The 24,708-nt window shown below is 68.1% G+C and carries 22 protein-coding genes; 4 read left to right on the top strand and 18 right to left on the bottom strand.

Translation table 11 applies throughout. The features are described from left to right. Nucleotides 1–81 precede the first annotated feature (81 nt). Both QE416_RS11885 and QE416_RS11880 read left to right on the top strand, forming a co-directional pair. Complete coding sequence (locus QE416_RS11885) at nucleotides 82–1,533, top strand: polysaccharide deacetylase family protein (protein WP_307316460.1); 1,452 nt, start codon at nucleotides 82–84, stop codon at nucleotides 1,531–1,533. A gap of 35 nt (nucleotides 1,534–1,568) precedes the next feature. After that, entirely contained in the window at nucleotides 1,569–2,279 is a 711-nt protein-coding gene (locus QE416_RS11880) for a hypothetical protein (protein WP_307316456.1), read from the top strand. Nucleotides 2,280–2,349: 70 nt separating this feature from the next. Here QE416_RS11880 and QE416_RS11875 read toward each other — a convergent pair whose 3' ends face one another. The 11 genes from QE416_RS11875 to QE416_RS11825 all read right to left on the bottom strand — a co-directional run bounded on the left by QE416_RS11875 (nucleotide 2,350) and on the right by QE416_RS11825 (nucleotide 14,429). Continuing rightward, nucleotides 2,350–2,703 (bottom strand): RNA polymerase-binding protein RbpA, encoded by a 354-nt coding sequence (locus QE416_RS11875; protein WP_055955187.1) that lies wholly within the window; start codon nucleotides 2,701–2,703, stop codon nucleotides 2,350–2,352. A gap of 2 nt (nucleotides 2,704–2,705) precedes the next feature. Then, nucleotides 2,706–2,954 carry a preprotein translocase subunit SecG gene (gene secG, locus QE416_RS11870; RefSeq protein WP_056232190.1) on the bottom strand — a complete coding sequence of 83 codons (249 nt, stop codon included), beginning with the start codon at nucleotides 2,952–2,954 and terminating at the stop codon, nucleotides 2,706–2,708. 112 nt (nucleotides 2,955–3,066) lie between these two features. Further along, nucleotides 3,067–3,855 (bottom strand): triose-phosphate isomerase, encoded by a 789-nt coding sequence (gene tpiA, locus QE416_RS11865; RefSeq protein ID WP_210076656.1) that lies wholly within the window; start codon nucleotides 3,853–3,855, stop codon nucleotides 3,067–3,069. Beyond that, nucleotides 3,846–5,060: a phosphoglycerate kinase gene (gene pgk / locus QE416_RS11860; RefSeq protein ID WP_307316453.1), complete on the bottom strand. Its 1,215-nt coding sequence runs from the start codon at nucleotides 5,058–5,060 to the stop codon at nucleotides 3,846–3,848. Before pgk ends, tpiA begins: the two co-directional genes overlap by 10 nt. Nucleotides 5,061–5,066: 6 nt before the next feature. Continuing rightward, the gene (gene gap, locus QE416_RS11855) at nucleotides 5,067–6,077 is read right to left on the bottom strand and encodes a type I glyceraldehyde-3-phosphate dehydrogenase (protein WP_094734144.1); all 1,011 of its coding nucleotides are present in this window, start codon (nucleotides 6,075–6,077) and stop codon (nucleotides 5,067–5,069) included. 103 nt (nucleotides 6,078–6,180) lie between these two features. Continuing rightward, complete coding sequence (locus QE416_RS11850) at nucleotides 6,181–6,807, bottom strand: superoxide dismutase (RefSeq protein WP_307317937.1); 627 nt, start codon at nucleotides 6,805–6,807, stop codon at nucleotides 6,181–6,183. A gap of 243 nt (nucleotides 6,808–7,050) precedes the next feature. Then, nucleotides 7,051–8,028, bottom strand: a complete 978-nt coding sequence (gene whiA / locus QE416_RS11845) for a DNA-binding protein WhiA (RefSeq protein ID WP_267787470.1) — start codon at nucleotides 8,026–8,028, stop codon at nucleotides 7,051–7,053. A gap of 39 nt (nucleotides 8,029–8,067) precedes the next feature. Beyond that, nucleotides 8,068–8,949, bottom strand: coding sequence for an RNase adapter RapZ (gene rapZ / locus QE416_RS11840; RefSeq protein WP_267787471.1), 882 nt, complete (start codon nucleotides 8,947–8,949; stop codon nucleotides 8,068–8,070). Between the two features lie 31 nt (nucleotides 8,950–8,980). Next, the gene (uvrC, locus tag QE416_RS11835; RefSeq protein WP_307316447.1) at nucleotides 8,981–10,924 is read right to left on the bottom strand and encodes an excinuclease ABC subunit UvrC; all 1,944 of its coding nucleotides are present in this window, start codon (nucleotides 10,922–10,924) and stop codon (nucleotides 8,981–8,983) included. Between the two features lie 2 nt (nucleotides 10,925–10,926). Next, nucleotides 10,927–13,896 carry an excinuclease ABC subunit UvrA gene (uvrA, locus tag QE416_RS11830; RefSeq protein WP_307316445.1) on the bottom strand — a complete coding sequence of 990 codons (2,970 nt, stop codon included), beginning with the start codon at nucleotides 13,894–13,896 and terminating at the stop codon, nucleotides 10,927–10,929. 104 nt (nucleotides 13,897–14,000) lie between these two features. Then, the gene (locus QE416_RS11825; protein ID WP_307316443.1) at nucleotides 14,001–14,429 is read right to left on the bottom strand and encodes a MarR family winged helix-turn-helix transcriptional regulator; all 429 of its coding nucleotides are present in this window, start codon (nucleotides 14,427–14,429) and stop codon (nucleotides 14,001–14,003) included. Between the two features lie 30 nt (nucleotides 14,430–14,459). On the opposite strand from QE416_RS11825, the gene QE416_RS11820 reads away from it, so the two are divergent. After that, complete coding sequence (locus QE416_RS11820; protein WP_210076670.1) at nucleotides 14,460–14,702, top strand: hypothetical protein; 243 nt, start codon at nucleotides 14,460–14,462, stop codon at nucleotides 14,700–14,702. 196 nt (nucleotides 14,703–14,898) lie between these two features. Here QE416_RS11820 and uvrB read toward each other — a convergent pair whose 3' ends face one another. Together uvrB and coaE are read right to left on the bottom strand one after the other, a co-directional pair. Further along, nucleotides 14,899–16,968: an excinuclease ABC subunit UvrB gene (uvrB, locus tag QE416_RS11815; protein ID WP_210076672.1), complete on the bottom strand. Its 2,070-nt coding sequence runs from the start codon at nucleotides 16,966–16,968 to the stop codon at nucleotides 14,899–14,901. 80 nt (nucleotides 16,969–17,048) lie between these two features. After that, nucleotides 17,049–17,651: a dephospho-CoA kinase gene (gene coaE / locus QE416_RS11810; protein WP_307316438.1), complete on the bottom strand. Its 603-nt coding sequence runs from the start codon at nucleotides 17,649–17,651 to the stop codon at nucleotides 17,049–17,051. Between the two features lie 112 nt (nucleotides 17,652–17,763). Between coaE and QE416_RS11805 the strand changes: the two genes are divergently transcribed. Further along, nucleotides 17,764–18,138: a response regulator transcription factor gene (locus tag QE416_RS11805; RefSeq protein ID WP_210076674.1), complete on the top strand. Its 375-nt coding sequence runs from the start codon at nucleotides 17,764–17,766 to the stop codon at nucleotides 18,136–18,138. 9 nt (nucleotides 18,139–18,147) lie between these two features. Here the strand turns inward: QE416_RS11805 and QE416_RS11800 are convergent, their stop codons facing one another. From QE416_RS11800 to treS, 5 genes are all read right to left on the bottom strand, one after another. Further along, on the bottom strand, nucleotides 18,148–19,305 hold the full coding sequence (locus QE416_RS11800; RefSeq protein WP_307316433.1) for a diguanylate cyclase domain-containing protein: 1,158 nt from the start codon (nucleotides 19,303–19,305) through the stop codon (nucleotides 18,148–18,150). Further along, nucleotides 19,302–20,921, bottom strand: a complete 1,620-nt coding sequence (locus QE416_RS11795; protein ID WP_307316430.1) for a cell wall metabolism sensor histidine kinase WalK — start codon at nucleotides 20,919–20,921, stop codon at nucleotides 19,302–19,304. Before QE416_RS11795 ends, QE416_RS11800 begins: the two co-directional genes overlap by 4 nt. A gap of 90 nt (nucleotides 20,922–21,011) precedes the next feature. Continuing rightward, complete coding sequence (locus tag QE416_RS11790) at nucleotides 21,012–21,686, bottom strand: hypothetical protein (RefSeq protein WP_307316427.1); 675 nt, start codon at nucleotides 21,684–21,686, stop codon at nucleotides 21,012–21,014. A 151-nt stretch (nucleotides 21,687–21,837) separates the two neighbouring features. After that, on the bottom strand, nucleotides 21,838–22,389 hold the full coding sequence (locus tag QE416_RS11785) for a GIY-YIG nuclease family protein (protein ID WP_307316426.1): 552 nt from the start codon (nucleotides 22,387–22,389) through the stop codon (nucleotides 21,838–21,840). Between the two features lie 33 nt (nucleotides 22,390–22,422). Beyond that, complete coding sequence (treS, locus tag QE416_RS11780; RefSeq protein WP_373458882.1) at nucleotides 22,423–24,696, bottom strand: maltose alpha-D-glucosyltransferase; 2,274 nt, start codon at nucleotides 24,694–24,696, stop codon at nucleotides 22,423–22,425. Nucleotides 24,697–24,708 lie beyond the last annotated feature (12 nt).

Here is a 24,708-nt window from a genome sequence, read left to right as displayed (position 1 = left end):
GATCGCGCCCCCGACGAACTCACGTCCGACGACGCCCCGGTCCGTCGACGGACGACCCCTCTCACCCGAAAGGACTCCCCCATGATCCAACGACACGCCGCCCCCGGGCGGCGACGGATTCGGGCCCTGGCGGTGCTCGCCGCCGTCGCCGTGGGAACGGGCGGGCTCATCGCCACCTCGCCCCCGGCATCGGCGCCGGCGCAGGCCGCGACCCGCACGATCGTCAGCCTCACTTTCGACGACGCCAACTCCGACCAGCTCAATGCTCTCCCCTCCCTGCAGGCCAACGGCATGAAGGGGACGTTCTACGTCAACTCCGGCTTCATCGGCGCCGCGGGGCACATGACCCGAACCGATCTGACGAACCTGAAGAACGCGGGCCATGAGCTCGGCGGCCACACCGTCAACCACCCCGACCTCGCGCAGGTGAGCATCGACGAGGCCACCCGGCAGATCTGCACCGACCGCAAGAACCTCACGTCGTGGGGGTTCGCGGTCCGCAGCTTCGCGTACCCGTTCGCATCCGCTGACGCCGCGGTCGAGAAGGCGGTGGCCAACTGCGGATACAACAGCGCACGACTTCTCGGCGACATCCGCAGCCGCTTCGGGTGCCCCGAATGCGCCTACGCGGAGTCCACCCGACCCGCCGACAAGTACGCACTGAAAGCCCTCGATCAAGTCGACGCCACCTGGACGCTCGACGATCTCAAGGCCGGGGTCACCAACGCCGAGAAGAACGGCGGTGGTTGGGTGCCGTACACCTTCCACGACATCTGCGACGACGCCTGCAGCGACCTCGCGGTGACCACGTCGCTCTTCGGACAGTTCACCGCGTGGCTGAAGACCCGCCAGTCGGCCGGCACGGTGGTCAAGACCGTCGGCGAGGTCATCGGCGGCGCCACCAAGCCGGTGGTCGACGGCCCCTCGGTGCCCGCGGTGACAGGGTCCGCCAACGGCATCGTCAACCCGAGCATGGAGACCGGTGCCCCCGACTGCTGGATGAGGGGCGGATACGGCGACAACTCACCCGCCTTCAGCACGGGGTCTCCCGCCCATACGGGCAACATCTCGAGCGCTATCGCGATGTCGAACTACGTCGACGGAGACGCCAAGTTGCTGCCGCAGTTCGACCTCGGGCAGTGCTCCCCCACCGTGACGCCCGGCACGTCGTACACGCTTCGCGAGTGGTATCAGTCGAGCGGAGTGACGCAGTTCGCCGTCTATCTCCGTTCCACGAGCGGCTCGTGGTCGTACTGGACCTCCAGCCCCTGGTTCGGCTCGGCGTCGGACTGGACGCAGGCCGATTGGACGACCGCGGCCATCCCGGCAGGGTACAGCGGCATCAGCTTCGCGCTGACGATCTTCGGCAACGGCACCCTCCGAGCCGACGACCTGCAGCTCTACGACAGCGCCGGTGCCCCGCCCCTGGCTCCCGCCACCGTGACCGCTCCCTCGTTCGCCCCGATGACCGCGACACCCCCTCAGGGACCGGTGGAGAAGGTCCACCCCACCGAAAGCGACATCAGCGAGTGACGCGAGCGTTGCGGCCGACGGCGGCGATCACCCTCGTGGTGGTTGCCGCCGTCGGCCTGTCGGCGTGCGCCCCGCACGCGGCTCCTCGACCCGACACGGGGTATGCGTGGCACACCGACGTCGTCGCCACCACGTTCTGGGTCGGCGAGGTGTTCGATCCGAACACCTCCGACGGCACTCAGCGCATCTCGACCTACGACTCCGACTGGCTGGGCTCGTACGGCGGCTGCGACGGGATCGTCGTCGGCGACGACTGCCGGACCGAGCCCCGCACCCCCGGATCGGGCTACTTCCCCACCGCGATGACACCCCGCGAGAACCCGTTCTACCTCGATCTTCCCTTCGACGACGTCAATGACGACACGGCCTTCGCCACGCGGGGAGAGGTCATCCCCTGGGCGAGCGAGCCCGCCTACGCGGCCGTCGTCGACGAGCGCTCCGCGAGCCTCATGAAGAACCGCTGGGTCGTCCTCCGCAAAGACGGACGCATCTGCTACGGCCAGATCGAAGACGCCGGCCCCGGCGAGTACCACGACGCCGCGTACGTCTTCGGCTCCGACGACCAGCGCCCCGCCAACGCGCGCTACAACGGCGCCGGGCTCGACGTATCCCCGGCTCTCAACGGCTGCCTGGGCTTCAGCGACCTGAACGGCCAAGACGACCGCGTCGACTGGTCCTTCGTCGACGAGGAGAACGTCCCCTCCGGCCCCTGGACGACGATCGTGACGGACTCCCCCGTCCGCTGAGCGGACCGCGCACATGCAGAAGGGCCGGATGCCATGGCATCCGGCCCTCGTGTCGTGCGCGCTCGGGGACTTACTGTCCGCGACGCTCGCGCAGCTGCTGCAGCGCGTCGTCGAGCAGCGAGGCGGCTTCTTCGTCGCTGCGGCGCTCCTTCACGTACGCGAGGTGCGTCTTGTAGGGCTCTGCCTTGGCCAGGGCCGGCGGGTTGGCCTTGTCGCGACCGGCAGGAAGACCGGAGTGCGGGGAGTCGATGGTCTCGGGGATCTCGTCGTCGGGAATACCCGCGGCGAAGTAGCGCACCGTCTCGTTGCCGAGCGCATCCCAATACGACACGGCGACGCGGTCGGCGTGGAAGCCGTGATCCTGTTCGCCCATGGGGCCCGCGCCGACACGCGAGCCGCGGATGGCATTGCCTCCAGTGGCCATGATCAGATCTCCGCGAACTTGGTCAGCAGACCGAGACCGACGATGGTGACGAACCACACCAGCGCGAGCACGATCGTGAAACGGTTGAGGTTGCGCTCGGCCAGGCCCGACGAACCGAGGGCGGAACTCATCCCGCCGCCGAACATGTCGGACAGACCGCCGCCGCGACCCTTGTGGAGAAGGATGAGCAGGGTCAACAGGAGGCTGGTGATACCCAGGAGCACCTGCAGGACGAACTCGAGAATCTGCACAGTCGAAAGCCTTTCGTAGCGATCGGTTCGACCGCACAAGCGTCAAGTATACGGGGACGCGTCCCAGACGCACGGATGCCCGCGGCGTAACGCCGCGGGCATCCGGTCAGCGTCAGACGCCGACGTGCTTCTGGAACCGGACGATGGCGGCGAACTCATCGACGACGAGGCTCGCACCGCCCACCAGGGCGCCGTCCACGTCGGGCTCGCGCATGAAGCCGGCGATGTTGCCGGACTTCACCGAGCCGCCGTACAGCACACGGGTGCGAGCGGCCGCATCGGCGCCGAGCTTGTCGGCCACGACCGCGCGGAGCTTGGCGCAGACCTCCTGGGCCTGGTCGGGCGTCGCCGCCTGACCGGAGCCGATGGCCCACACCGGCTCGTACGCCACGACGATGTCGGCATCCGCCGCGACACCTTCGAGGGCGACCTCGAGCTGACCGACGGGAACGGCGCTCGCGCCGAACTTCTCGAGGTCCTCCGAGGTCTCACCGACGCAGATCACCGGAGCGAGGCCGTGGCGGAGGGCCGCCTGGGTCTTCGCTGCGACGACCTCGTCGGTCTCGTTGTGGAACTGGCGACGCTCGGAGTGCCCGATGATCACGTACTTCGCGTCGAGCTTGGCCAGGAACTGGCCCGAGATCTCGCCCGTGTACGCACCGGAGTCGTGCGCGGACAGGTCCTGACCGCCGAGGGCGAAGTCGATCTTGTCGGCGTCGAGCAACGTCTGCACGGTGCGCAGGTCGGTGAACGGCGGGAAGACCGCGACCTCGACGCTTCCTGTCTCGTGCTTGGCCTCCTTCAGCGTCCAATGCAGCTTCTGGACGAACGCGACCGCCTGCAGGTGGTCGAGGTTCATCTTCCAGTTGCCGGCGATGAGAGGGGTTCTGGTCACTGCCATCCGAGGACCTCCAGTCCGGGGAGCTTCTTGCCTTCGAGGAATTCCAGGCTCGCGCCGCCACCGGTGGAGATGTGGCCGAAGGCGTCGTCCGTGAAACCGAGCTGACGCACGGCCGCGGCGGAGTCGCCGCCGCCGACGACGCTGAGGCCGTCGACCTCGGTGAGCGCCTGGGCGACGGTCTTCGTTCCGGCTTCGAACGCCTTCATCTCGAACACGCCCATCGGGCCGTTCCAGAAGACGGTGCGCGAGCCGCGGATGGCGTCGGCGAAGATCTCCGCCGTGCGGGGTCCGATGTCGAGACCGAGCCCCGAGGCACCGAAAGCGGTGTTCTCGAGGGAGTCGGCGTCGGCGACCACGTGTTCGGCATCCGCCGAGAAGGACGCGGCGACGACCGCGTCGACGGGGAGCACGATCTCGACGCCGCGCTCCTTCGCCGTGGCGAGGTAGCCCTTGACGGTGTCGATCTGGTCCTTCTCGAGCAGGCTCGAGCCGACCTTGTGGCCCTCGGCGACGAGGAAAGTGAACATCATGCCGCCGCCGACGAGGAGCTTGTCCACGCGAGGGAGCAGGTGCTCGATCACGCCGAGCTTGTCGCTGACCTTCGAGCCGCCGAGCACGACCGTGTAGGGACGCTCCGGGTTCTCGGTGAGACGGTCGAGGACCTCGAGCTCTTTCTGGATCAGAAGGCCCGCGGCGGAGGGCACCAGCTGGGCGAGGTCGTAGACGCTCGCCTGCTTGCGATGCACGACACCGAAACCGTCCGACACGAGAGCGTCGCCGAGACGGGCGAGCTCCCGCGCGAAGGCCTGGCGCTCGGCCTCGTCCTTGGAGGTCTCGCCGGGGTTGAAGCGGAGGTTCTCGATGACGGCGACCTCGCCGTTCTCCAGCGAGGAGACGGCATCCTGAGCGGATTCCCCCACCGTGTCGCGCGCGAACGCGACCGGCTGACCGAGCAGCTCGGACAGACGCTGCGCGACGGGCTCGAGAGAGAACTTCGGATCGGGTGCCCCGTCGGGGCGGCCGAGGTGCGAGCACACGACCACACGCGCGCCGGCGTTGATCAGTGCGTTGAGGGTCGGCAGCGACGCGCGCACGCGGCCATCGTCCGTGATGATCCCGTCCTTGAGAGGAACGTTGAGATCACAACGGACGATGACGCGCGTGCCGGCCAGCGACCCCAGCGAATCGAGGGTGCGCAGAGCCATGAAGGGTTACAGGCGCTCGGCGACGTACTCGGTCAGGTCGACGAGACGGTTGGAGTAGCCCCACTCGTTGTCGTACCACGACGAGACCTTGACGAGGTTGCCGCTGACGTTGGTCAGCTCCGCGTCGAAGATCGAGGAGTGCGGGTTGCCCTGGATGTCGCTCGAGACGATCGGGTCTTCGGTGTACTGGAGGATGCCGTTCAGGCGACCCTCGGCAGCAGCCTTCTTGTAGACCTCGTTGACCTGGTCGACCGTCAGACCCTCGGTGGGCGTGACGATCGTGAGGTCGACGATCGAACCGGTGGGAACCGGAACGCGGTACGACGAGCCGCTGAGCTTGCCGTTCAGCTCGGGCAGGACCAGGCCGATGGCCTTGGCGGCACCGGTCGAGGCGGGGACGATGTTGATGGCCGCGCCGCGTGCACGACGAAGGTCGCTGTGCGGGCCGTCCTGCAGGTTCTGGTCGGCCGTGTAGGCGTGAGCGGTCATCATGAAACCGCGCTCGATGCCGAAGGCCTCGTTGAAGACCTGGGCGAGGGGTGCCAGGCAGTTCGTCGTGCACGAGGCGTTCGAGATGATGACGTCGGTCTCGGGGTTGTAGGTCTCTTCGTTCACGCCCATGACGATCGTGGCGTCGTCGCCCGTGGCGGGAGCCGAGATGAGGACCTTCTTGGCACCACCGGTGATGTGCTTCTTGGCGTCCTCCGCCTTGGTGAAGCGGCCGGTGGACTCGATGACGATGTCGACGCCGAGCTCGCCCCAGGGCAGGTTGGCCGGGTCGCGCTCTTCGAAGACCTTGATGGTCTTGTCGCCGACGGTGATGGAGTCAGCGGTGTACGAGACGTCCTCGGTCAGCACGCCGCCGACGGAGTCGTACTTGAGGAGGTGCGCCAGCGACTTGTTGTCGGTGAGGTCGTTCACCGCCACGATTTCGAGGTCGGCACCCTGCGCGAGAGCCGCGCGGAGGTAGTTGCGTCCGATACGGCCGAAGCCGTTGATTCCGATCTTGACGGTCACGGAATATCTCCTGAATCAGTTGTGCGCGAGAAGCGCGTGATTGCGATGTTCGCTGGCGGACAACGGCGTCCCGGTGGGGTGTCCCACCGGGACGCCGCACCGTTTACGACAGTACCAGCAGACCCGAGGTCTTCTCCCGGGCGGCCGCGAAGCGATTCTGAGCGTCGTCCCAGTTGGCGATGTTCCAGAAGGCCTTCACGTAGTCCGCGCGGACGTTCTTGTAGTCGAGGTAGTAGGCGTGCTCCCAGACGTCGAGCAGGAGGATCGGAACGGTCCCCGCCACGATCTGGCCCTGCTGGTCGAAGAACTGCTGGATGACGAGGTTCTCACCGATGGAGTCCCAGAACAGACCCGCCCAGCCCGAGCCCTGCACACCGAGGGCCGCAGCGGTGAACTGCGCGCGGAACGCGTCGAACGAACCGAACTGGTCGTCGATCGCGGACTCGAGGTCGCCGGTGGGCTTGTCGCCCCCGTTGGGCGAGAGGTTGGTCCAGAAGATCGAGTGGTTCGTGTGACCGCCGAGGTTGAAGGCGAGGTCCTTCTGCAGGCGGTTGATGTTGGCGAAATCGCCCTTCTCGCGCGCTTCGGCGAGGAGGTCGAGAGTGGTGTTGGCGCCGTTGACGTAGGTCTGGTGGTGCTTGCTGTGGTGCAGCTCCATGATGGTCGCACTGATGTGCGGCTCCAGCGCCGAGTAGTCGTAGGGCAGTTCGGGCAGCGTGTACTTCGCCATGATCTCAACTTCCGAATCGGGCGCCGCCGAGACCTCTGCGCCGAAACGACGTGCCGAGGAACCGAGCAGCGAGGGTGACGATTTCATCCTACTGAGGGGTAACCACGGCGCACCGGGGTTGCTTCCCCGAATGACGGAAGATAGGCGCCCGGGCGCGTCGTACGACGCTGTTCGGGATGCCGGCGACCCGCGCATCGCGGCCGCTGCGAAGGAACCGGTCCCCTGCGGCAGCGCTCTGCGGGCTCAGCCCTCGGCGCCGACCGGCACAGCGGCTTCGGTGCCGGGAATGCCTTCGACCTCGGCCTTCTTGTCAGCCATCGCGAGAAGGCGGCGGATGCGGCCGGCGACGGCGTCCTTGGTGAGGGGCGGATCGGCGTGGTGGCCGAGCTCGTCGAGGCTCGCGTCCCGGTGGGCGAGACGCAGCTCACCCGCCTGCTGCAGGTGCGCCGGCACCTCGTCGCCGAGGATCTCGAGCGCGCGCTCCACACGGGCGCACGCGGCGACGGCAGCCTGCGCCGAGCGGCGGAGATTGGCGTCGTCGAAGTTCACGAGGCGGTTGACGCCCGCGCGCACCTCGCGGCGCTGACGCATCTGATCCCACTCCCCTGCGGTGCGACGAGCGCCCATCTCGTAGAGGGCTCCGCGGATCGCTTCGCCGTCGCGCACGACGACGCGCGGGACACCTCGAACCTCGCGGGCCTTGGCGGGGATGCCGATGCGGTGGCCCGCGCCCACGAGGGCCATGGCCGCCTCGGACGAGGGGCACGAGATCTCGAGGGCCGCTGATCGGCCCGGGTCGCTGAGGGAACCCGCCGCGAGGAAGGCCCCGCGCCAGATGGCGCTGAGATCGGGTCGCGAGCCGGTGGTGAGCTTGTTCGGCAGCCCGCGCACCGGGCGACGACGCTGGTCGAGGAGACCGGTCTGACGGGCCAGGGTCTCACCGGCCTCGATCACACGCACGGCGTAGAGGCCGCCCGCGCGTCCTCCCGAGCCCTGCACGTGGTGCAGCTCGGGGCGCACGCCGTAGAGCTCCATGAGGTCGCGGGCCACGCGACGCGCGAGGATGTCGGAGTCGAGCTCGGCCTCCACCGCGACGCGGTTGGCGATGGAGTGCAAGCCACCGGAGAAGCGCAGGAGGGCCGTGAGCTCGGCGACGCGCGCGGTCGGGCGCGGGTCGCGAACGGTGATGAGTTCGGCCTTCACGTCGGCGGTCAGCGGCACGGTTCTCCTCGGGTGGGGCGGCGGGGACGACGGTACAGCCTACTCGCGACCGAGGTCGCGGTGAGCCACGCGGACGGCCACCCCGGGCACATCGGACAGACGTGCAGCCAACTCACGGGCCATCACCACCGAACGGTGTTTACCGCCCGTGCAGCCCACCGCCACGACGGAATGCCGCTTGTTCTCGCGCTGATACCCCTCCATCACGGGGCGCAGCGCCGCCGCGTAGGCGTCGAGGAACTCCGATGCGCCCTCTTGAGCCAGCACGTATTCCCGCACGCGGGGGTCTTCGCCGGTGAGGGCTCTCAGGTCGTCGTTCCAGAACGGATTCGGTAGGAACCGCATGTCGGCCACGAGATCGACGTCGGGCGGCAGACCGTACTTGAAGCCGAAGCTCATGAGCGTGACGGTGTGCCGCGCTGCTCCCTCGTCGCCGAAGAGCGACACCGTCCGCAGGGACAGTTGGTGCACGTTCAACGCCGAGGTGTCGATCACGACGTCGGCCGCCTCGCGCACGGGGGCCAGTCGCTCGCGCTCGCGATGGATCCCATCGAGGATCGTGCCGTCATGCTGCAGAGGGTGCGGTCGGCGCACGGCTTCGAACCGCCTCACGAGCGCCGCGTCACTGGCATCCAGGAACACCACCCGCACCTGACGGTTCGCCTGCAGGGTCCGCATCGCCTCGGGCAGGTCGCCGAAGAGCGACCGGCCGCGCACATCCACCACCACTGCCACCCGCGGAACGGCTCCGCCGGCGAGCTCGGTGAGCTCGAGCAAGGGGCGCAGCATGCGCGGCGGGAGGTTGTCGACCACGTACCAGTCGAGGTCTTCGAGGGCGTTGGCGACCGTGGATCGCCCGGCACCCGACATGCCGGTGACGATCAGCACCTCTCCTGGCTCGTCGTTGCGTGCCGGTTCCATGGGCGATCGCCTCCCGTCGTGTGGTCCCAGCCTACCCAGCAAGATGCGCGTGGATGGCCGCGGCCAGGGTCGGGCCGATGCCCGGCAGCGCCGTGATCTCCTCCGCGGTGGCGTTCTTGAGCGCCGAGACCGAACCGAAGTGCCGCAGAAGCGCCTTGATGCGGGTGTCGCCGAGACCCGGCACCTCCGCGAGCACGCTCGTGATGTCTCGTTTCCGGCGCTTGCGCTGATGCACGATCGCGAACCGGTGGGCCTCGTCGCGCAGGCGCTGCAGCAGGTACAACGCCTCCGAGGTGCGAGGCAGGATGACCGGGTACTCCTCCCCCGGCAGCCAGACCTCCTCCAGACGCTTGGCGATGCCGCACAACGCGATCTCCTCGTGCCCCGCATCGGCGAGGGCACGCGCTGCGGCGGCGACCTGCGGCTGACCGCCGTCGACCACGAGCAGCTGGGGCCGGTAGGCGAAACGCGGACGCTTTCGCGCGGTCACGACCTCGCCGTCGGCCGTGGCCTCTTCGGAGTCAGGGGCGGCCACGATCGCGCCGTCGATCGTTTCGGGTTCGATCTCGTCGGGGCGGTCGAGGTACGCGAGGCGCCGGCTGAGCACCTGGTACATCGAGTCGGTGTCGTCCGTCGTCTCGGCGACCCCGAAGGAACGGTACTGGTCCTTGCGAGGAAGACCGTCTTCGAAGACCACCATGGATGCCACGACGTTGGTGCCCGAGAGGTGCGAGATGTCGAAGCACTCGATGCGGAGCGGCGCCTCGGTCATTCCGAGCGCCTCTTGAAGGTCAGTGAGGGCCTGCGACCGCGCGACGTAGTCGCTGGTGCGGCGGGTCTTGTGAAGCATCAGCGCCTGCTGCGCGTTGAGCGTCGCGGTCTTCAGCAGGTCGGCCTTCCGGCCGCGCTGGGCGACCTGCAGGGTCACCGGGCGGCCGCGGCGTTCGCGCAGCCAATCCTCGAGCTGTTCGGCGTCGTCGGGAAGCTCGGGGACGAGCACCTGCCGCGGGATGTCGCTCGCGTCGGCATCGCCGTAGGTGCGCTGGAGCACCTGATCGACGAGGTCGGCGCCGGAGATGTCGATCTCTTTCTCGATGGTCGTCGCCCGCACGCCGCGCACACGCCCACCCCGGACGACGAAGTGCTGGACGGTGGCGGCGAGTTCGTCCTCCGCGATTCCGAAGAGATCGGCATCCGTGTCCGAAGCGAGCACCAACGCGCTCTTGCCGAGCACCGCGTCGATGGCCTGCAGGCGGTCTCGGTAGTGGGCCGCCGACTCGTAATCCATCGCGGCGGACGCCTCTTTCATGCGGGCGGTGAGCTCGCGCGTGAACCGCTGGTCACCGCCGGACATGAAGGCGATGAAATCGTTCACGACGGCACGGTGCTCCTCGATCGTCACCTTCATCGAGCACGGCCCGCCGCACCGGCCGATCTGGCCGGGGAAGCAGGGCCGACCGGATGCCATCGCCTTCTTGTATGAGGAATCGCTGCACGTGCGGATCGGGAAGACCTTGATCATCAGGTCGATCGTGTCGTGCACCGCCCACACCTTCGGGTACGGCCCGAAGTATTTGGCCCCTCGGATCTTGGGGTTGCGCGTGACGATGACGCGCGGGGCCTCATCGGCGAGGGTGATCGCCATGTACGGATACGACTTGTCGTCGCGGTAGCGGACGTTGAAGGGCGGATCGAACTCCTTGATCCACATGAACTCCAACTGCAGGGAGTCGATGTCGCTCGGAACGACCGTCCATTCGACGCTCGCCGCCGTCGTCACCATGCGCCGCGTGCGCTCGTGCAGGGAATGCAGCGGAGCGAAATAGTTCGACAGGCGGGCGCGGAGGTTCTTGGCTTTGCCGACGTACAGCACGCGCCCCTCGGCATCCCGGAACCGGTAGACCCCCGGGTTCGTGGGGATCTCGCCGGCTTTGGGACGATACGAGAGGTGCGATACCCGTTCTCGTGGTGCCACGCTCAGCCCGCCGCGCTCACGAGCTCTCGCTCGGCGTCGCCGCTCTCGACCGTAGCGATGTTGCGCTGCGCGCCGGTCCGGCCGGTCTCGAGAAGCTCCGCCAGGAAAGAGCCGGTGTGGCTGCCCTCGACCTTCGCGACCTGCTCGGGCGTTCCGGTGGCCACGATCGTGCCGCCGCCGGCGCCACCTTCGGGCCCGAGGTCGATGACCCAGTCGGAGCTCTTGATGACGTCGAGGTTGTGCTCGATCACGATGACGGTGTTGCCCTTGTCGACGAGACCGTTCAGCACCTTGAGCAGCAGCGAGACATCCTCGAAGTGCAGACCCGTGGTGGGCTCGTCGAGAACATAGATCGAACGGCCGTTGCTGCGGCGCTGCAGCTCGGTAGCGAGCTTGACGCGCTGCGCCTCGCCCCCCGACAGCGTCGTCGCCGACTGACCCAGGCGTACGTACCCGAGACCGACGTCGACGAGGGTCTTGAGGTATCGGTGGATCGCCTGAATGGGCTCGAAGAACTCCGCGGCCTCCGAGATCGGCATCTCGAGCACCTCGGCGATGTTCTTCCCCTTGTAGTGCACCGAGAGGGTGTCGCGGTTGTACCGCTTGCCGTGGCATACCTCGCAGTCGACGTAGACGTCGGGGAGGAAGTTCATCTCGATCTTGAGCGTGCCGTCGCCCGAACACGCCTCGCAGCGCCCGCCCTTGACGTTGAAGCTGAAGCGCCCGGCCTGGTAGCCGCGCACCTTCGCCTCGGGCGTCTCGGCGAACAGGCTGCGGATGCGGTCGAAGACCCCGGTGTAGGTCGCCGGGTTCGAGCGCGGGGTGCGCCCGATCGGCGCCTGATCGACGTGCACGACCTTGTCGAGGTTGTCGAGACCGGTCACGCGCGTGTGCTTGCCCGGAACGCGACGCGCACCGTTCAGCTTCGAGGCGAGGACTTCGTACAGGATGCCGTTCACCAGCGTCGACTTGCCCGAACCGCTCACGCCGGTCACCGCCGTCAGCACCCCCAGGGGGAAGTCGGCCGTGACGTTCTGCAGGTTGTTCTCGCGCGCGCCGACCACCGTGACCTGACGCTTCTTGTCGATCTTGCGGCGCTTCTTCGGCGCCTCGATCGATCGGCGGCCGGAGAGGTAGGCACCCGTCAGGGAGTTCTCGTCGGTCAGCAGGCCGGAGAGCGGACCGGAGTGCACGACATTGCCGCCGTCGACGCCGGCGCGGGGCCCGATGTCGACGACCCAGTCGGCCGCGTGGATGGTCTCTTCGTCGTGCTCGACCACGATGAGCGTGTTGCCGAGGTCGCGCAGAGTCTCGAGCGTCTGGATGAGGCGGCGGTTGTCGCGCTGATGCAGACCGATCGAGGGCTCATCGAGCACGTAGAGCACGCCGGTCAGCCCCGACCCGATCTGTGTGGCGAGGCGAATGCGCTGCGCTTCTCCGCCCGAGAGCGTGCCGGCCGCGCGGCCGAGGCTCAGATAGTTCAGGCCCACCTGCAGCAGGAAGTCGAGTCGCGCGCGGATCTCACGCAACACCGCCGCGGCGATCGTGGCCTCGCGGTCGGTCAGCGTCAGCTGCGAGAAGAACTCCCGCGCATCGGCAAGGCTCATGCGCGAGGCCGCCGCGATCGAGGTGCCGTCGACGAGCACCGCGAGAACCTCGGGCTTGAGCCGATCGCCGTCGCACACCGCGCAAGGCACCTCGCGGAGGTACTCCGACCAGCGCTGGCGCTGGGTGTCGGACTCGGCCTGCAGGTACTGACGCTCGATGTAGGGCACGACGCCCTCGAAGCCCGACGAGTACCGCATCTCGCGGCCGTAGCGGTTCTTCCACTTGACCGTGACCTTGTAGTTCTCACCGCGGAGCACCGCCTGCTGCACGTCGTGCGAGAGGTCCTTCCACGGCGTGTCGAGCGAGAACTCCAGATCGCGCGCGAGCCCCTCGAGAAGCCGCTCGTAGTACTGGAAGAGTCCCTTGCCCTGGGTCGTCCACGGCAGGATCGCGCCGTCGCGGATGGAGAGCTCCTCGTCGCCCAGCATGAGGTCGACGTCGACCGACATGCGCGTTCCGAGGCCGGAGCAGACGGGGCACGCACCGAAGGGCGCGTTGAACGAGAACGTGCGCGGTTCGATCTCGGTGAGCTGCAGCGGGTGCCCGTTGGGGCACGCCAGCTTCTCCGAAAACGACTGCCAGGCGTCGTCGCCCTCCTCGTCGACGTAATTGACCTGCATGATGCCGCCGGCGAGCCCCATCGCCGTCTCGACGGAGTCGGTCACGCGGCTGAGGTTGTCTCCGGATGCCACGAGTCGGTCGACGACGACCGCGATATCGTGCTTGTAGCTCTTCTTCAGCGTCGGGGGCTCGGCCAGCTGCACGAGCTCGCCATCGACCACCGCACGGGCGTAGCCCTTCGCGCTGAGCTCCTTGAAGAGGTCGACGAACTCCCCCTTCTTCTGAGTGACCACGGGGGCGACGATCTGGTAGCGCGTGCGCTCGGGGAGCTCCATAAGCTGGTCGGCAATCTGCTGGACCGTCTGCCGCTGGATGCGCGCTCCGCAGTCGGGGCAGTGGGGCACGCCGACGCGCGCCCAGAGCAGACGCATGTAGTCGTGGATCTCGGTGATCGTGCCGACCGTCGAGCGGGGGTTGCGGTTGGTCGACTTCTGGTCGATGGAGACCGCGGGACTCAGCCCCTCGATGAAGTCGACGTCGGGACGGTCGACCTGCCCGAGGAACTGTCGCGCGTACGCGCTGAGCGACTCGACATAGCGGCGCTGGCCCTCCGCGAAGATGGTGTCGAAGGCGAGACTCGACTTTCCCGAGCCCGACAGACCGGTGAAGACGACGAGGGAATCACGCGGGATGTCGAGGTCGACGTTCTTCAGGTTGTGGACGCGTGCGCCCCGGACACTCAGCTTTCCACTGGTACCGGAATTCGCGGACGGCGAGGGAGAGGCGACAGGAACGATGGGCACCTGTTAAGTCTAGGTCGGACCTCCGACATCGGCCCCGGGTTCGCCCCGGGCGCACGGATGTGCGAGAGTGCGGCACGCGTCGCGCCGCAGGCCCGCCGTGCGGCTCAGCCCTTCGACGGCCCGGCGAAAGGAGCGAGCCCGTCGCGAAGCGCTGCGAGAGCGTCCGCGTCGACGCCGACCCGCGCCATGATCTTGCCCGGCACCTCGAGGGCTGCAGCCCGCAGCGCTCGACCTTCGTCGGTGAGGTCGATGTCGAGCACGCGCTCGTCGTCGCTGCGGCGCGCGCGAGCGACCCTCCCCTGCGCCTCGAGGCGCTTGACCAGCGGCGACAGGGTGGCAGGCTCCATCGCGAGTTCCGCGGCCAGGGCGCCGAGCGAGCGAGGCGCCTGATCCCACAGCGCCAGCATCACCAGGTACTGCGGGTGCGTCAGACCGAGCGGCTCCAGCACGGGTCGGTAGATCGACACGACGTTGCGGGCCGCCGTGACCAGGGCAAAACAGACCTGGTTCTCAAGCTTGAGCGGGTCGTCCACGCGCCCTCCTCCCAATTAGTTAGTACACTAATGATCATGACACAAAAGGATGCCGACCGACCGCCCCTGCGCGAGCGTGTCCGCGAGGCCGGCGGTTGGTACCAGTACCTCAACACGCGTCTCATCCGCGTCGCCGGTCCCGCGTCCGTCGGCCCCTACGAGACCACTCCGGAGCCCGTCCGGACGGGACGCCCCTGTCCGCTGTGCGGGCACGCGATGACGGAGCATTCCGTCGACCGCTCGGGGCCGAAGCCGTTGCTGCACTGCCCGTGACGCACGGACGGCGCGCCCACCATTACGCCGGCGACGAAGGACGCCACCTCCCCGGCGATCGAAGCCGCATGAGCATTCCATCCGAGCGCGCACGGAGGGCGATCGCGCGCCCGGTGTCGCCGACGCCTCCGACGCCCAGAGTGACGAGCGTGACGCGCCGGCGCACGACGAGTTCCGCGTGTCAGAACCTGCGGGCTCAGGCGTGACCGGCGCGCTCCATGGCGCGCAGCTCTTTCTTCATGTCCTGAACCTCGTCACGTAGGCGTCCGGCGAGCTCGAATTTCAGCTCGGCTGCGGCCGCGAGCATCTGCTGGGTGAGATCCGCGATCGTGGACTCGAGCTGATCCGCGCCCTCCGCCGCGATGCCGGTGCGCCGTAGGGACGGGGTCGGCGATTTCCCCTTCCCGGACTTGTCGTTGCGCGACAGCAGGTTCTTGGTGTCGGACGCCTCTCGGTTGAGCACCTCGGTGATGTCGGCGATCTTCTTGCGCAGCGGCTGCGGGTCGATCCCGTGCTCGGTGTTGTAGGCGATCTGCTTCTCGCGACGGCGCTCGGTCTCTTCGATCGCCTTGCTCATCGAGTCGGTCATCTTGTCGGCGTACATGTGCACCTGACCCGAGACGTTTCGGGCCGCGCGACCGATCGTCTGGATGAGCGACGTGCCGCTGCGGAGGAAGCCCTCTTTGTCGGCGTCGAGGATCGCTACCAGCGACACCTCGGGAAGGTCGAGACCCTCGCGAAGGAGATTGATACCCACGAGGACGTCGTAGACACCGGCGCGCAACTCGGTCAACAGCTCGACGCGGCGAAGCGTATCGACGTCGGAGTGCAGGTAGCGCACGCGCACCCCGTGCTCTCCGAGGAAGTCGGTGAGCTCCTCGGCCATCTTCTTCGTGAGCGTCGTCACCAGTACGCGCTCATCGCGCTCCACACGCAGACGGATCTCTTCGAGCAAGTCGTCGATCTGCCCCTTCGAGGGCTTCACGATGATCTCGGGATCGACGAGACCGGTCGGGCGGATGATCTGCTCCACCACCCCGTCGGCGATGCCCATCTCGTAGCGGCCGGGCGTCGCCGACAGGTACACCGTCTGACCGACGCGCTCCTTGAACTCGTCCCAGCGGAGCGGGCGGTTGTCCATCGCGCTCGGCAGGCGGAATCCATGCTCCACCAGGGTGCGCTTACGGGATGCGTCGCCCTCGTACATCGCGCCGATCTGCGGCACGGTCACGTGCGACTCGTCGATGACGAGCAGGAAATCATCGGGGAAGAAGTCGAGGAGCGTGTGCGGCGGATCCCCCGGCATGCGACCGTCCATGTGACGCGAGTAGTTCTCGATACCCGAGCAGAAACCGAGCTGCTGGAGCATCTCGAGGTCGAAGGTCGTGCGCATCCTCAGACGCTGCGCCTCGAGGAGCTTGCCCTGGGACTCGAACTCTTTGAGGCGCTCCTCCAGTTCATGCTCGATCGTGCCGATCGCGCGTTGCACCGTCTCGGTTCCCGCGACGTAGTGCGACGCGGGGAAGATCGGCACGGAGTCCATCTTCTCGATCACGTCCCCGGTCAGCGGGTGCAGGAGGTACAACGCCTCGATCTCGTCGCCGAACATCTCGATGCGGATCGCGTACTCCTCGTACACCGGGATGATCTCGATCGTGTCACCGCGCACGCGGAAGTTGCCGCGCGAGAAATCGACGTCGTTGCGGTTGTACTGCATCGAGATGAACTTGCGGATGAGGGCGTCACGGTCGTAGCGCTCACCCACCTGCAGGGCGACCATGGCGCGCAGGTACTCCTCGGGCGCACCGAGGCCGTAGATGCACGAGACCGTCGAGACCACCACGACATCTCGGCGCGAGAGCAACGAGTTCGTCGTCGAGTGGCGCAGGCGCTCGACCTCCGCGTTGATCGAGCTGTCCTTCTCGATGAAGGTGTCCGTCTGCGGGACGTACGCCTCGGGCTGGTAGTAGTCGTAGTACGAGACGAAGTACTCGACGGCATTGTTCGGCATGAGTTCGCGGAACTCGTTCGCCAGTTGCGCCGCGAGCGTCTTGTTGTGCGCCAGCACCAGCGTCGGCCGCTGCACCTGTTCGACGAGCCAAGCTGTCGTCGCCGATTTTCCGGTACCGGTCGCACCCAGCAGCACGACGTCGGTCTCACCCGCGTTGATGCGCCCCGCGAGCTCGGCGATCGCCTGTGGCTGATCACCGGAGGGGGTGTACTCGCTGATGACCTCGAAGGGGCGGACGGAGCGCGTGGCCTGCATGCTTCCAGCGTAGGCGGGGCCTCCGACATCGGGGGCGGGTTGCGTTCGCCGTGCGCGAGCGCTCGACCTCTGTGCGCCGGTCAGGCCCCTCGGTTCCAGCGTTCCCAGAGCTCGTCGACCTGCCGACGGGTGGCATCCAGGTCCATCGACGTGTCGATGACGACGTCGGCCAGCGCGAGCCGATCCTCCTCGCTCGCCTGCGAGCCGATGCGGGCACGCGCCTCGGCGTCGGTGAGGCCGCGGCTCTCGACGAGACGTCGCACGCGAAGCTCCGCGGGGCAGTGCGCCACCACGACGAGGTCCCAGGAGTCGGCGCCGCGGGCCTCGGCGAGCAGCGGCACGTCGTACACGATCACCGCGGCCGGGTCGGCGGCGCGGGCTTCGGCGAACCGGCGCTCCGACTCGATCCGCACCGCCGGGTGCACCAGAGCGTTCAAACGCGCGAGCCGATCGGGGTGCCCGAACACGAGAGACCCGAGCGCGGGCCGATCGAGAGAGCCGTCCGGGCGCAGCACCCCCGCACCGAACTCCCCCGCGATCTCCTCGAGCACGGCGGATCCGGGAGCCTGCACTTCCCGCACGATGGCGTCCGCGTCGACGACGACGGCTCCACGGTCGGCGAGAAGGGCGGCGATGGTGGACTTGCCGGAGGCGATCCCGCCCGTCAACGCGAGAAGAGGCACTCGACGAGGATGCCACATCCGCACGTCCTTCCACCGGGGAGGCGTGCCGCCGCCCCGTCGTCTAAAATCCCCCCAGGCCGCTCGCCCGAATCGGCCCGACGAAAGCTCCGCCATGACCGCATTGCACACCACGGTGGTGATAGAGGACGACCTCGACATCCGCCTCCTCGTGACGGCGGTGCTCGAGAGCGCCGGATACGTCGTCCACGCGGCAGCCACGGGCCTCGACGGTATCGAACTCGTCCGCCGACACGACCCGATCGTGACGACGCTCGACGTGAGCATGCCGGGCATAGACGGCTTCGAGACCGCTCGCCGCATCCGTACCTTCAGCGACACCCGCATCCTCATGGTGAGCGCGAGAGCGGACGAGGACGAACAGCGGGCGGGGCGCGAGGCCGGTGCCGACGATTACCTCACCAAGCCGTTCCGTCCCCGCGAACTCCGTCAGCGAGTTGCCGAGCTCGCCCAGTCGGCACGGGGCTGAGTCCCGCTCTCACGCGAGACCGAACGCCTGCTCCCCCGTCGCCGCGGCACGGGCGGCGGCCTCGTCGGCGCGGCTCGTGAGCGCTTGCGCACGGTAGCCGTGATCTGCGGCCAATGCCACTCCGACGCCTACCACCGGTACGACGGCTGCGCCCAGTCGCGCGAGATCCGCGACAACCCGTTCGTGCAAGACGCGAGCGGCGCGACGGACATCTGTCGTCGGCGTCGTCGTGAACGCGACCGCGAGGCCGGCGGCATCCGTCTCCCCCACCAACGCCATCGTCGGCGCATGCCGCCGCACTGCGGCGCGCACCTCGAGAGCCAGGCGTTCGGCGTCGTCGGGGCCGAAGGCCACCGCGACGCGCTTGAGATCGTCGATGCGGATGCCGATCACGCACACCCCCTCGCCGGCGGCCTGTGCGCGAGTGCAGACGATGGCGAGAGTGGCCTCGAAGGATTCGCGAAACAGCACGCCGTTGGTATCGACCGCGAGTCGTCGTGTCTCCGCCGTTCCGCGAAGGGCCGACTCATTCGCCCGGAGCACCGAGGTCACCACGACCGCCGCGATCAGAAGCGAGATCGTGAGGAACGCCGAGACGCGCGTATCGAAGACGTTGCGGAACAGATCACTGTCGGGTCCGAGCCACAGGAACACCACGACACGCGCGAGGAACCACACCGTTTCGATCGCGAGCACCGCGGTCAGGCCCGAGGAACTCCATCGCCGGCCGATGGCCGCGCGTCGCGTCTCGATCGCTCCGGTGGCCGCGAACACGGCATTGCCCAAAAAGAAGGGCACTGCCCCCGCCCACGAGCCGCCTTCGGGACCCGCGACGAGAGCCGAGACGACCACGACGATCACCGTCGCGCTGAGAAAGAGCGCCGGGCGGCGCACAGGTCGCCCGTTGAAGGCGACGCAGCCCAGCCAGATGAAACCCGTCGCCGCGACGAACGCGCCGTTGCCCACCGCGACCGCGAAGTACACGTCGGGCAGGAGCAGCCACGCCAGGTAGCACGTCGCCGAGAACGTGCCGGACAGGTAGGCGCTCGCCCACAGACGCCCGGGCAGCCCGTCCTTGAGCATGAGCGTGTCGAGCAGGTACATCACCGTCGAGGCGACAATGACCAGCGTCGCCGCCGCCTGCAGGGTGAGGACGTCGAAGTTCACGGGGTCTCCCTCGGTTGGCGGGGTAGCCGGACGATGAAGGTCGCACCTTCACCCGCCGCCGTATTCACGGTGATCTCGCCCCCGTGGGCGCGGACGAGGTCACGGCTGATGGCCAGCCCCAGGCCGCTGCCGTGGGTCGAGGATTTGCGTACGGCATCGCCCCGGAAGAAGCGCTCGAACAAGCGCCCCTGCTCGCTCGCGCTGATCCCCGGCCCGTCGTCGGAGATCGTCACCGTCACCGAGTGCGGATCGTCGTCGACCGACACGAGGACCGAACCCCCGCGCGGGTTGTACTTGACGGCATTCGACATCAGATTGTCGATGACCTGGCGAACGCGACGTCCGTCCACCAGAGCCTGCGCGGGCGGGAGCGTGCCCGTCTCGATCCGGATGCCTTGGTCATGCGCCCGCGGAGCGATCGACTCGATCGCCGAGCGGACGATGGCGGAGACGTCGGTGGGGCGGAGGTCGAGTTCGACGCCGAAGCCCTCGCGTGAGGTGGACGACACCGCGAGGATGTCTGCGACGAGCTCGAGCAACCGCGAGGCGTTGCGCTCGGCGACCTCCAATCGGTCACGCGTGCCGAGGTCGAGGGTCTCGTCGTCGAGAGCGAGCTCGAGGTAACCGATGATCGAGGTCAGCGGCGTGCGCAACTCGTGCGAGACACTCGCCACGAGGTCCTCGCGCGCGCGGCGCGCCTGCTCCTCCACGGTGACGTCCCGAGACACCACCACCCCACCGACCTCCCCGCTATCGCTCTCGGGCAGACGTCGCGAGGTGACGCTGAGGGCACGGCGGTCCTCACCGGGTGAGCCGTACCAGACCACCTCCGCCTCGAAGGCCTCGCCCGATCGCGCGCGGGCCAGCGGCGCGGCATCGGGGGCGATCGCCGTGGAGCCGTCGGCGGCGAACACGGCGATCTCGCGTCCGAAGGCGTCGGTGCTGTTCAGCAGGAGCCCGTGGGCGGTGTTGGTGACCGAGAACTCCCCCGAGGGAGTGATGCGCGTCACGCCGAAGTCGACGGCATCCAGGACTTCAGTCACCAGGTCTTCCTGGCGCCGGGCGCGATCGAGAGCGCGACGCAGCTCAGCCGATTGCTTCTCGAGCAGGACGCGTTGAGCGCGACCGCGGCGCGCGGTGAGAGCGGCCATCGATGCGAGCGCCGTGACCGTGAACGGCAGGACCAACGTCGACGACGAGAACCGCTGCAGGTCATCCGTCACGAGCTGATGGACCATGACGACCGAAACCGTCAGCGAGACGGCGATGATCCCGCGAAGGCCGAACACCGTCCCGATCCAGATCGCGGGGAAGGTCCACAGCAGGCCGAGACCCGACATCGGAGCGCTCTCGCGCATCGCAGCGATCGCCACGACGTCGACGATGGGGAGCAGCCCGACCACCCACCTCGGCATCCCCTGCCACGGAACCAGGACGGCCGCGATCGCCCCCGCGAAGACGAGGGCGGTGCCCGCGAAGAACAGCGACGCGTGGACGACCTGCCCGACCGCGATCGACACGACCACACCCAGGAGGGTCGCCGCAGCGAGCAACGTCTGACTCGCCATGATGCTGCGGCGCAGACCGTAGCGCTCGCTCGAGGTCGGGGGCGCCATGGCCTCGACGATAGCGTTTCGCTCACGTCGGGCACCGTCAGAGCACCGCGGCACGCCGTTCAGCGAGTGTTTACGCCCCGACCCACGGGGTCAGAAGCCGAAATCGCCCCCGAAATCCCCACCGAGATCGCCTCCGCCGGCGTCCATCGCCCCCGGGTCGGCGCCTCCGGGATCGGACATCGCGGGGTCGGGCTGCGCATCCGCCGCCGCACCGTCGGCGTAGCCCGCGTCGTACCCCGGATCGAACATCGCCCCGACGAGAGCCGAGCCGACGACGTATCCGCCGATGGTTCCGAGCATCGACGCCCCGAGCATGGAGCCGAATCCCGGGCCGTTCGAGAACCCCCGTCCCCCGAAAGTGCGCTCCATGAAGCCGGGCTGCGAGTATTCGGCGCGCGTGGCCGCACGGGCCAGGGTGGCGGGGTCGTCACTCGCGGGACGCTCCGCGGGAGCCAGCCCCGACGACAATTCGGCGAGAACCTGCTGACGCTGCCCCTGGGTCAAGCGGCCGAAAGCCTCGGCGTGCACCTGCTCGACGGTCTCGGGCGGAGCCGTGCGCAAGAGGTACCGGTAGCGCTCGATGGTCTGACGGTCGTCTTCGGATCCGGATGCCGCGGGCCCCGGCGCCGCAGCCTGCGCCGGCGGAGGTGCGTACCGGCCGCCCGCCTCGCGGGATCCGCTCACCGGAACGTGCGGCGCCGGAACCTCGGGGGTGCGCCGCGACGTTTCGTCGCCAGAGCCGAACAGTCGGTCGAACAGTCCCATGGTGTCGCCTCTCGAGTCGTGTCCCCGAACCCTACGGCCCGGCGCTCAGAAGCTCCTGGGTCTTGCGCGCTGCATGCACGGCGTTCCGGTGAGCTGTCCGGAGCGGCAGCCGAGACGGCACCATCGAGAGAGTCCGAACCCCCGGGACCCCTCATCCGCTCCGTGCGATCGCCGCGCTTGTCCAGCGGGCGTAGAGGGCCCACGGGTCGTCGACGCCCGCGGCCAGCCCGGTCACGTGCGCATCGAGTGCCGGGCTCCGGCGGAACCACTCGGTCCTGCCGAAGCGCTCCTCGGCGAAGAGGGCATGGCGGCGGCGCTCCAGCGAACGGTCCCCCGGCTCGAAAGCGAGAAGCTCGTCGTGCCAGATCGCCGAGAGCCGTTGACGGGGGCTCGCGGTGGTGCCGATCTTGATGCGGTCCTCGAACCTCAGGTAGTAGACCACGTCCACTCGTGGGGGTGGGAGTTCGTCGTCGACGGCTTCCCCATGCCGCCACTCGCACACCGCGCACAGCCATCCGCTCGGCCATCGCACGCCCAGGCGCGACCCGCAGAGCCGACAGGGCGACGGCAGAACATCGGTCACCCCCTCGGTCGAAGTCGCCCAGTCTGCGCTGACGGCCAGGTGCCACGCGCACAGGCTCACCGGCGCAAGAGGCTCGGACGGCTCGCGACACTCCGGCACGAGGCAGTCGGGGGTGGACATGCCCTCACGCTATGCCCGACCCCCGACATCGCTTCAGTCCTCGATGACCGGAGGCTCCAGCACGAGGAACAGACCGGCGTAGGGACCGAGCTCGAGCGAGAAGCTCTGCAGCTCGTCCACGCGGCCGACGGCTTCACCCGTCGCCGCGTCGATCGCCGTGCTCTGGGGAACGAGCCACTCGGAGCGTACGGTGCCCTCGATCGTCTCGCCCGAGAAGTTCAGCACCGTGATCTGCAGCGGGGCCGCCTGGTCTCGCCGATCGCCCCCGTCGAGACGGTGAACCATCACGAGCATGCTCGGGTGACCGACCTGTGGGATGTCGACCTGCGAGGCGATGGCGATGCCGTGGTCGCCGCGGATCCGCAGGATCTCCTTCAGCCCTGACAGGAAGGACTCTGGGTCCTCCTGCTGCCGTCCGAGCGAGCCGTACAGCGAACGCGCGCGCGGCACGCCCGACATCGACGACGACGCCTCGGGCGCCACATCGAGCAGGTCGTGCGCTCCGCGCTCGATCCAGCGGGTGTCGCCCGTCGAGATGAGGTGCCGCACATCGTCGGCGGGAAGCGTGAGCGAACCGGTGAGATCCCACCCGGACAACGCGAAGACGCCCGGCTGCCACGAGTTGTACTTCGCCAGCAGCAGGTGCGCGTCGCGGATCGCCGGGATGTCCTCGTCGGAGATGTCGTCGAGGGTCGCCTTTCCCTGCGTGGCGGCGATGAGGGAAGCCGAGGTGCACGCGATCCCGTTCTGCGTGAAGACGAGATTGTAGTCGGCCTCGACCGTGAGCTTCTCGGTCAGCTCGGCGCGCACCATCTCGGCGATCTCGCCGCCGGTGTGCTCCTCGTGGCGGAAGGGGTAGACGGTGTCGCGGTGCGTCGTCGCCCAGTGCACGAGCTCGTAGGTCAACTCGTCGTGATTCTGCATGCCGTGCACGAGCTGCACGGGCTCGACGCCGGTCTCGAGGGCCGTGGTCAGCGCAAGACGCAGGAACTCGGTGTTCGCCGTGGCGAGAGCGTGGTGATAGCCGGGCCGCGTCACGAAGTCGTACGACAGGTCGGCGCCGACCGCACTGGTGTCGCGGATGTCCTCCATCGTCAGGTTCAGCTCCTGGAAGGTGAAACCGCCCACCTTGCGCACCATACCGGCGATGATGTGGTTCGCCGCATGGGAGAGCGGATGGCCCTCCGACCACGCCGGCAGACCCTCCGCGCTCTTCTCGACCCCGAGGAAACCGTTGGCATCGAGGCGAAGCGCGCTCGTGCCGAGGTCGCCGAGCGAGTGCAGCGCGTCTCCGATCACGAGCCGCATCCCCGCGAACGTCGGGTCCAGCCAGTTGATGGACGGCTGCCCCTCTTTGAAGTAGTGCAGGTACACCCAGCGCCGTTCGAGACCATCGGTACCGACGACCGGTGCCGTGGTGCTCCAGTTCGTCTCCTTGACGCCGGGGGTGTAGAAGATGACGCGCTGCAGCTCACCGATGATGTAGCCGCGTGCGCTCAGCTCTCGTTCGGTGTCGGCGTCGAGGTTCACGGAGTCGCGACCCGCGGGTACCTCGGGCAGGAGATCCCAATCCTCGCGCGGGATCTCGACCATGTGGTAGATCCCGGGATAGTCCTTGTAGGCCATCTCGGCGAGGCGGAAGTCCGCCCCCTTGCCGGTGTGACCGGGGACGATGTCGTCGATCACGCTGCCGCCGTGGGACTCCGCGACATCCGCGACGCGACGGAAGGCGTTCTCGTCGCCGAACTCGGGGTCGATCTGCGTGCTGATCCGGTCGAAGTGACCGTCGACGCTCGGGGTCTCCTGCCATCCCGTGATGCCGCCGGCGCGCTTCACGGGCCCGGTGTGGATGCCGTTGATCCCCACCCACTCGAAGGCCTCCCACAGTGCCTCGTCTCCGAGTGCCTCCAGGAATGACTCCCCCGGCCGTGTGATCAGCGAGATCGGATAGGCCGTGAACCAGACGTCGGTGGATTCGATCGCGCGACGGGCGTCAGGGCGCGCATAGGGGTTCCGCCACATGGACGGCTGGCCAGAGAGTTGCCGGCTCAGGACGTCGGCGTCTTTCAGCATCGACTGACGCACGAGCCACTCGACGTATGACGGGTTACCGCCGTTCGCATTGCGAGGATCGGTCAGGAAACGGCGTAGCGTCCCGCCGCGGAACTGATCACGCGGGCGGAGTCGACGCGGTCGCGCCGGATAGCGCTGCTCGTCGTAGCTGATCTCCGTCGAGTTCTCGATCGCGTCTTCCGCGTCGCCCGGACTTCCCTCGCCCTGACCCGCGTCGACCATCTCGTCATCCATCGCAGCGCGCTC

The sequence above is a fragment of the Microbacterium sp. SORGH_AS_0421 genome (assembly GCF_030818635.1).
GTDB lineage: Bacteria > Actinomycetota > Actinomycetes > Actinomycetales > Microbacteriaceae > Microbacterium.
This window is presented reverse-complemented; position numbering and strand designations above follow the sequence as displayed.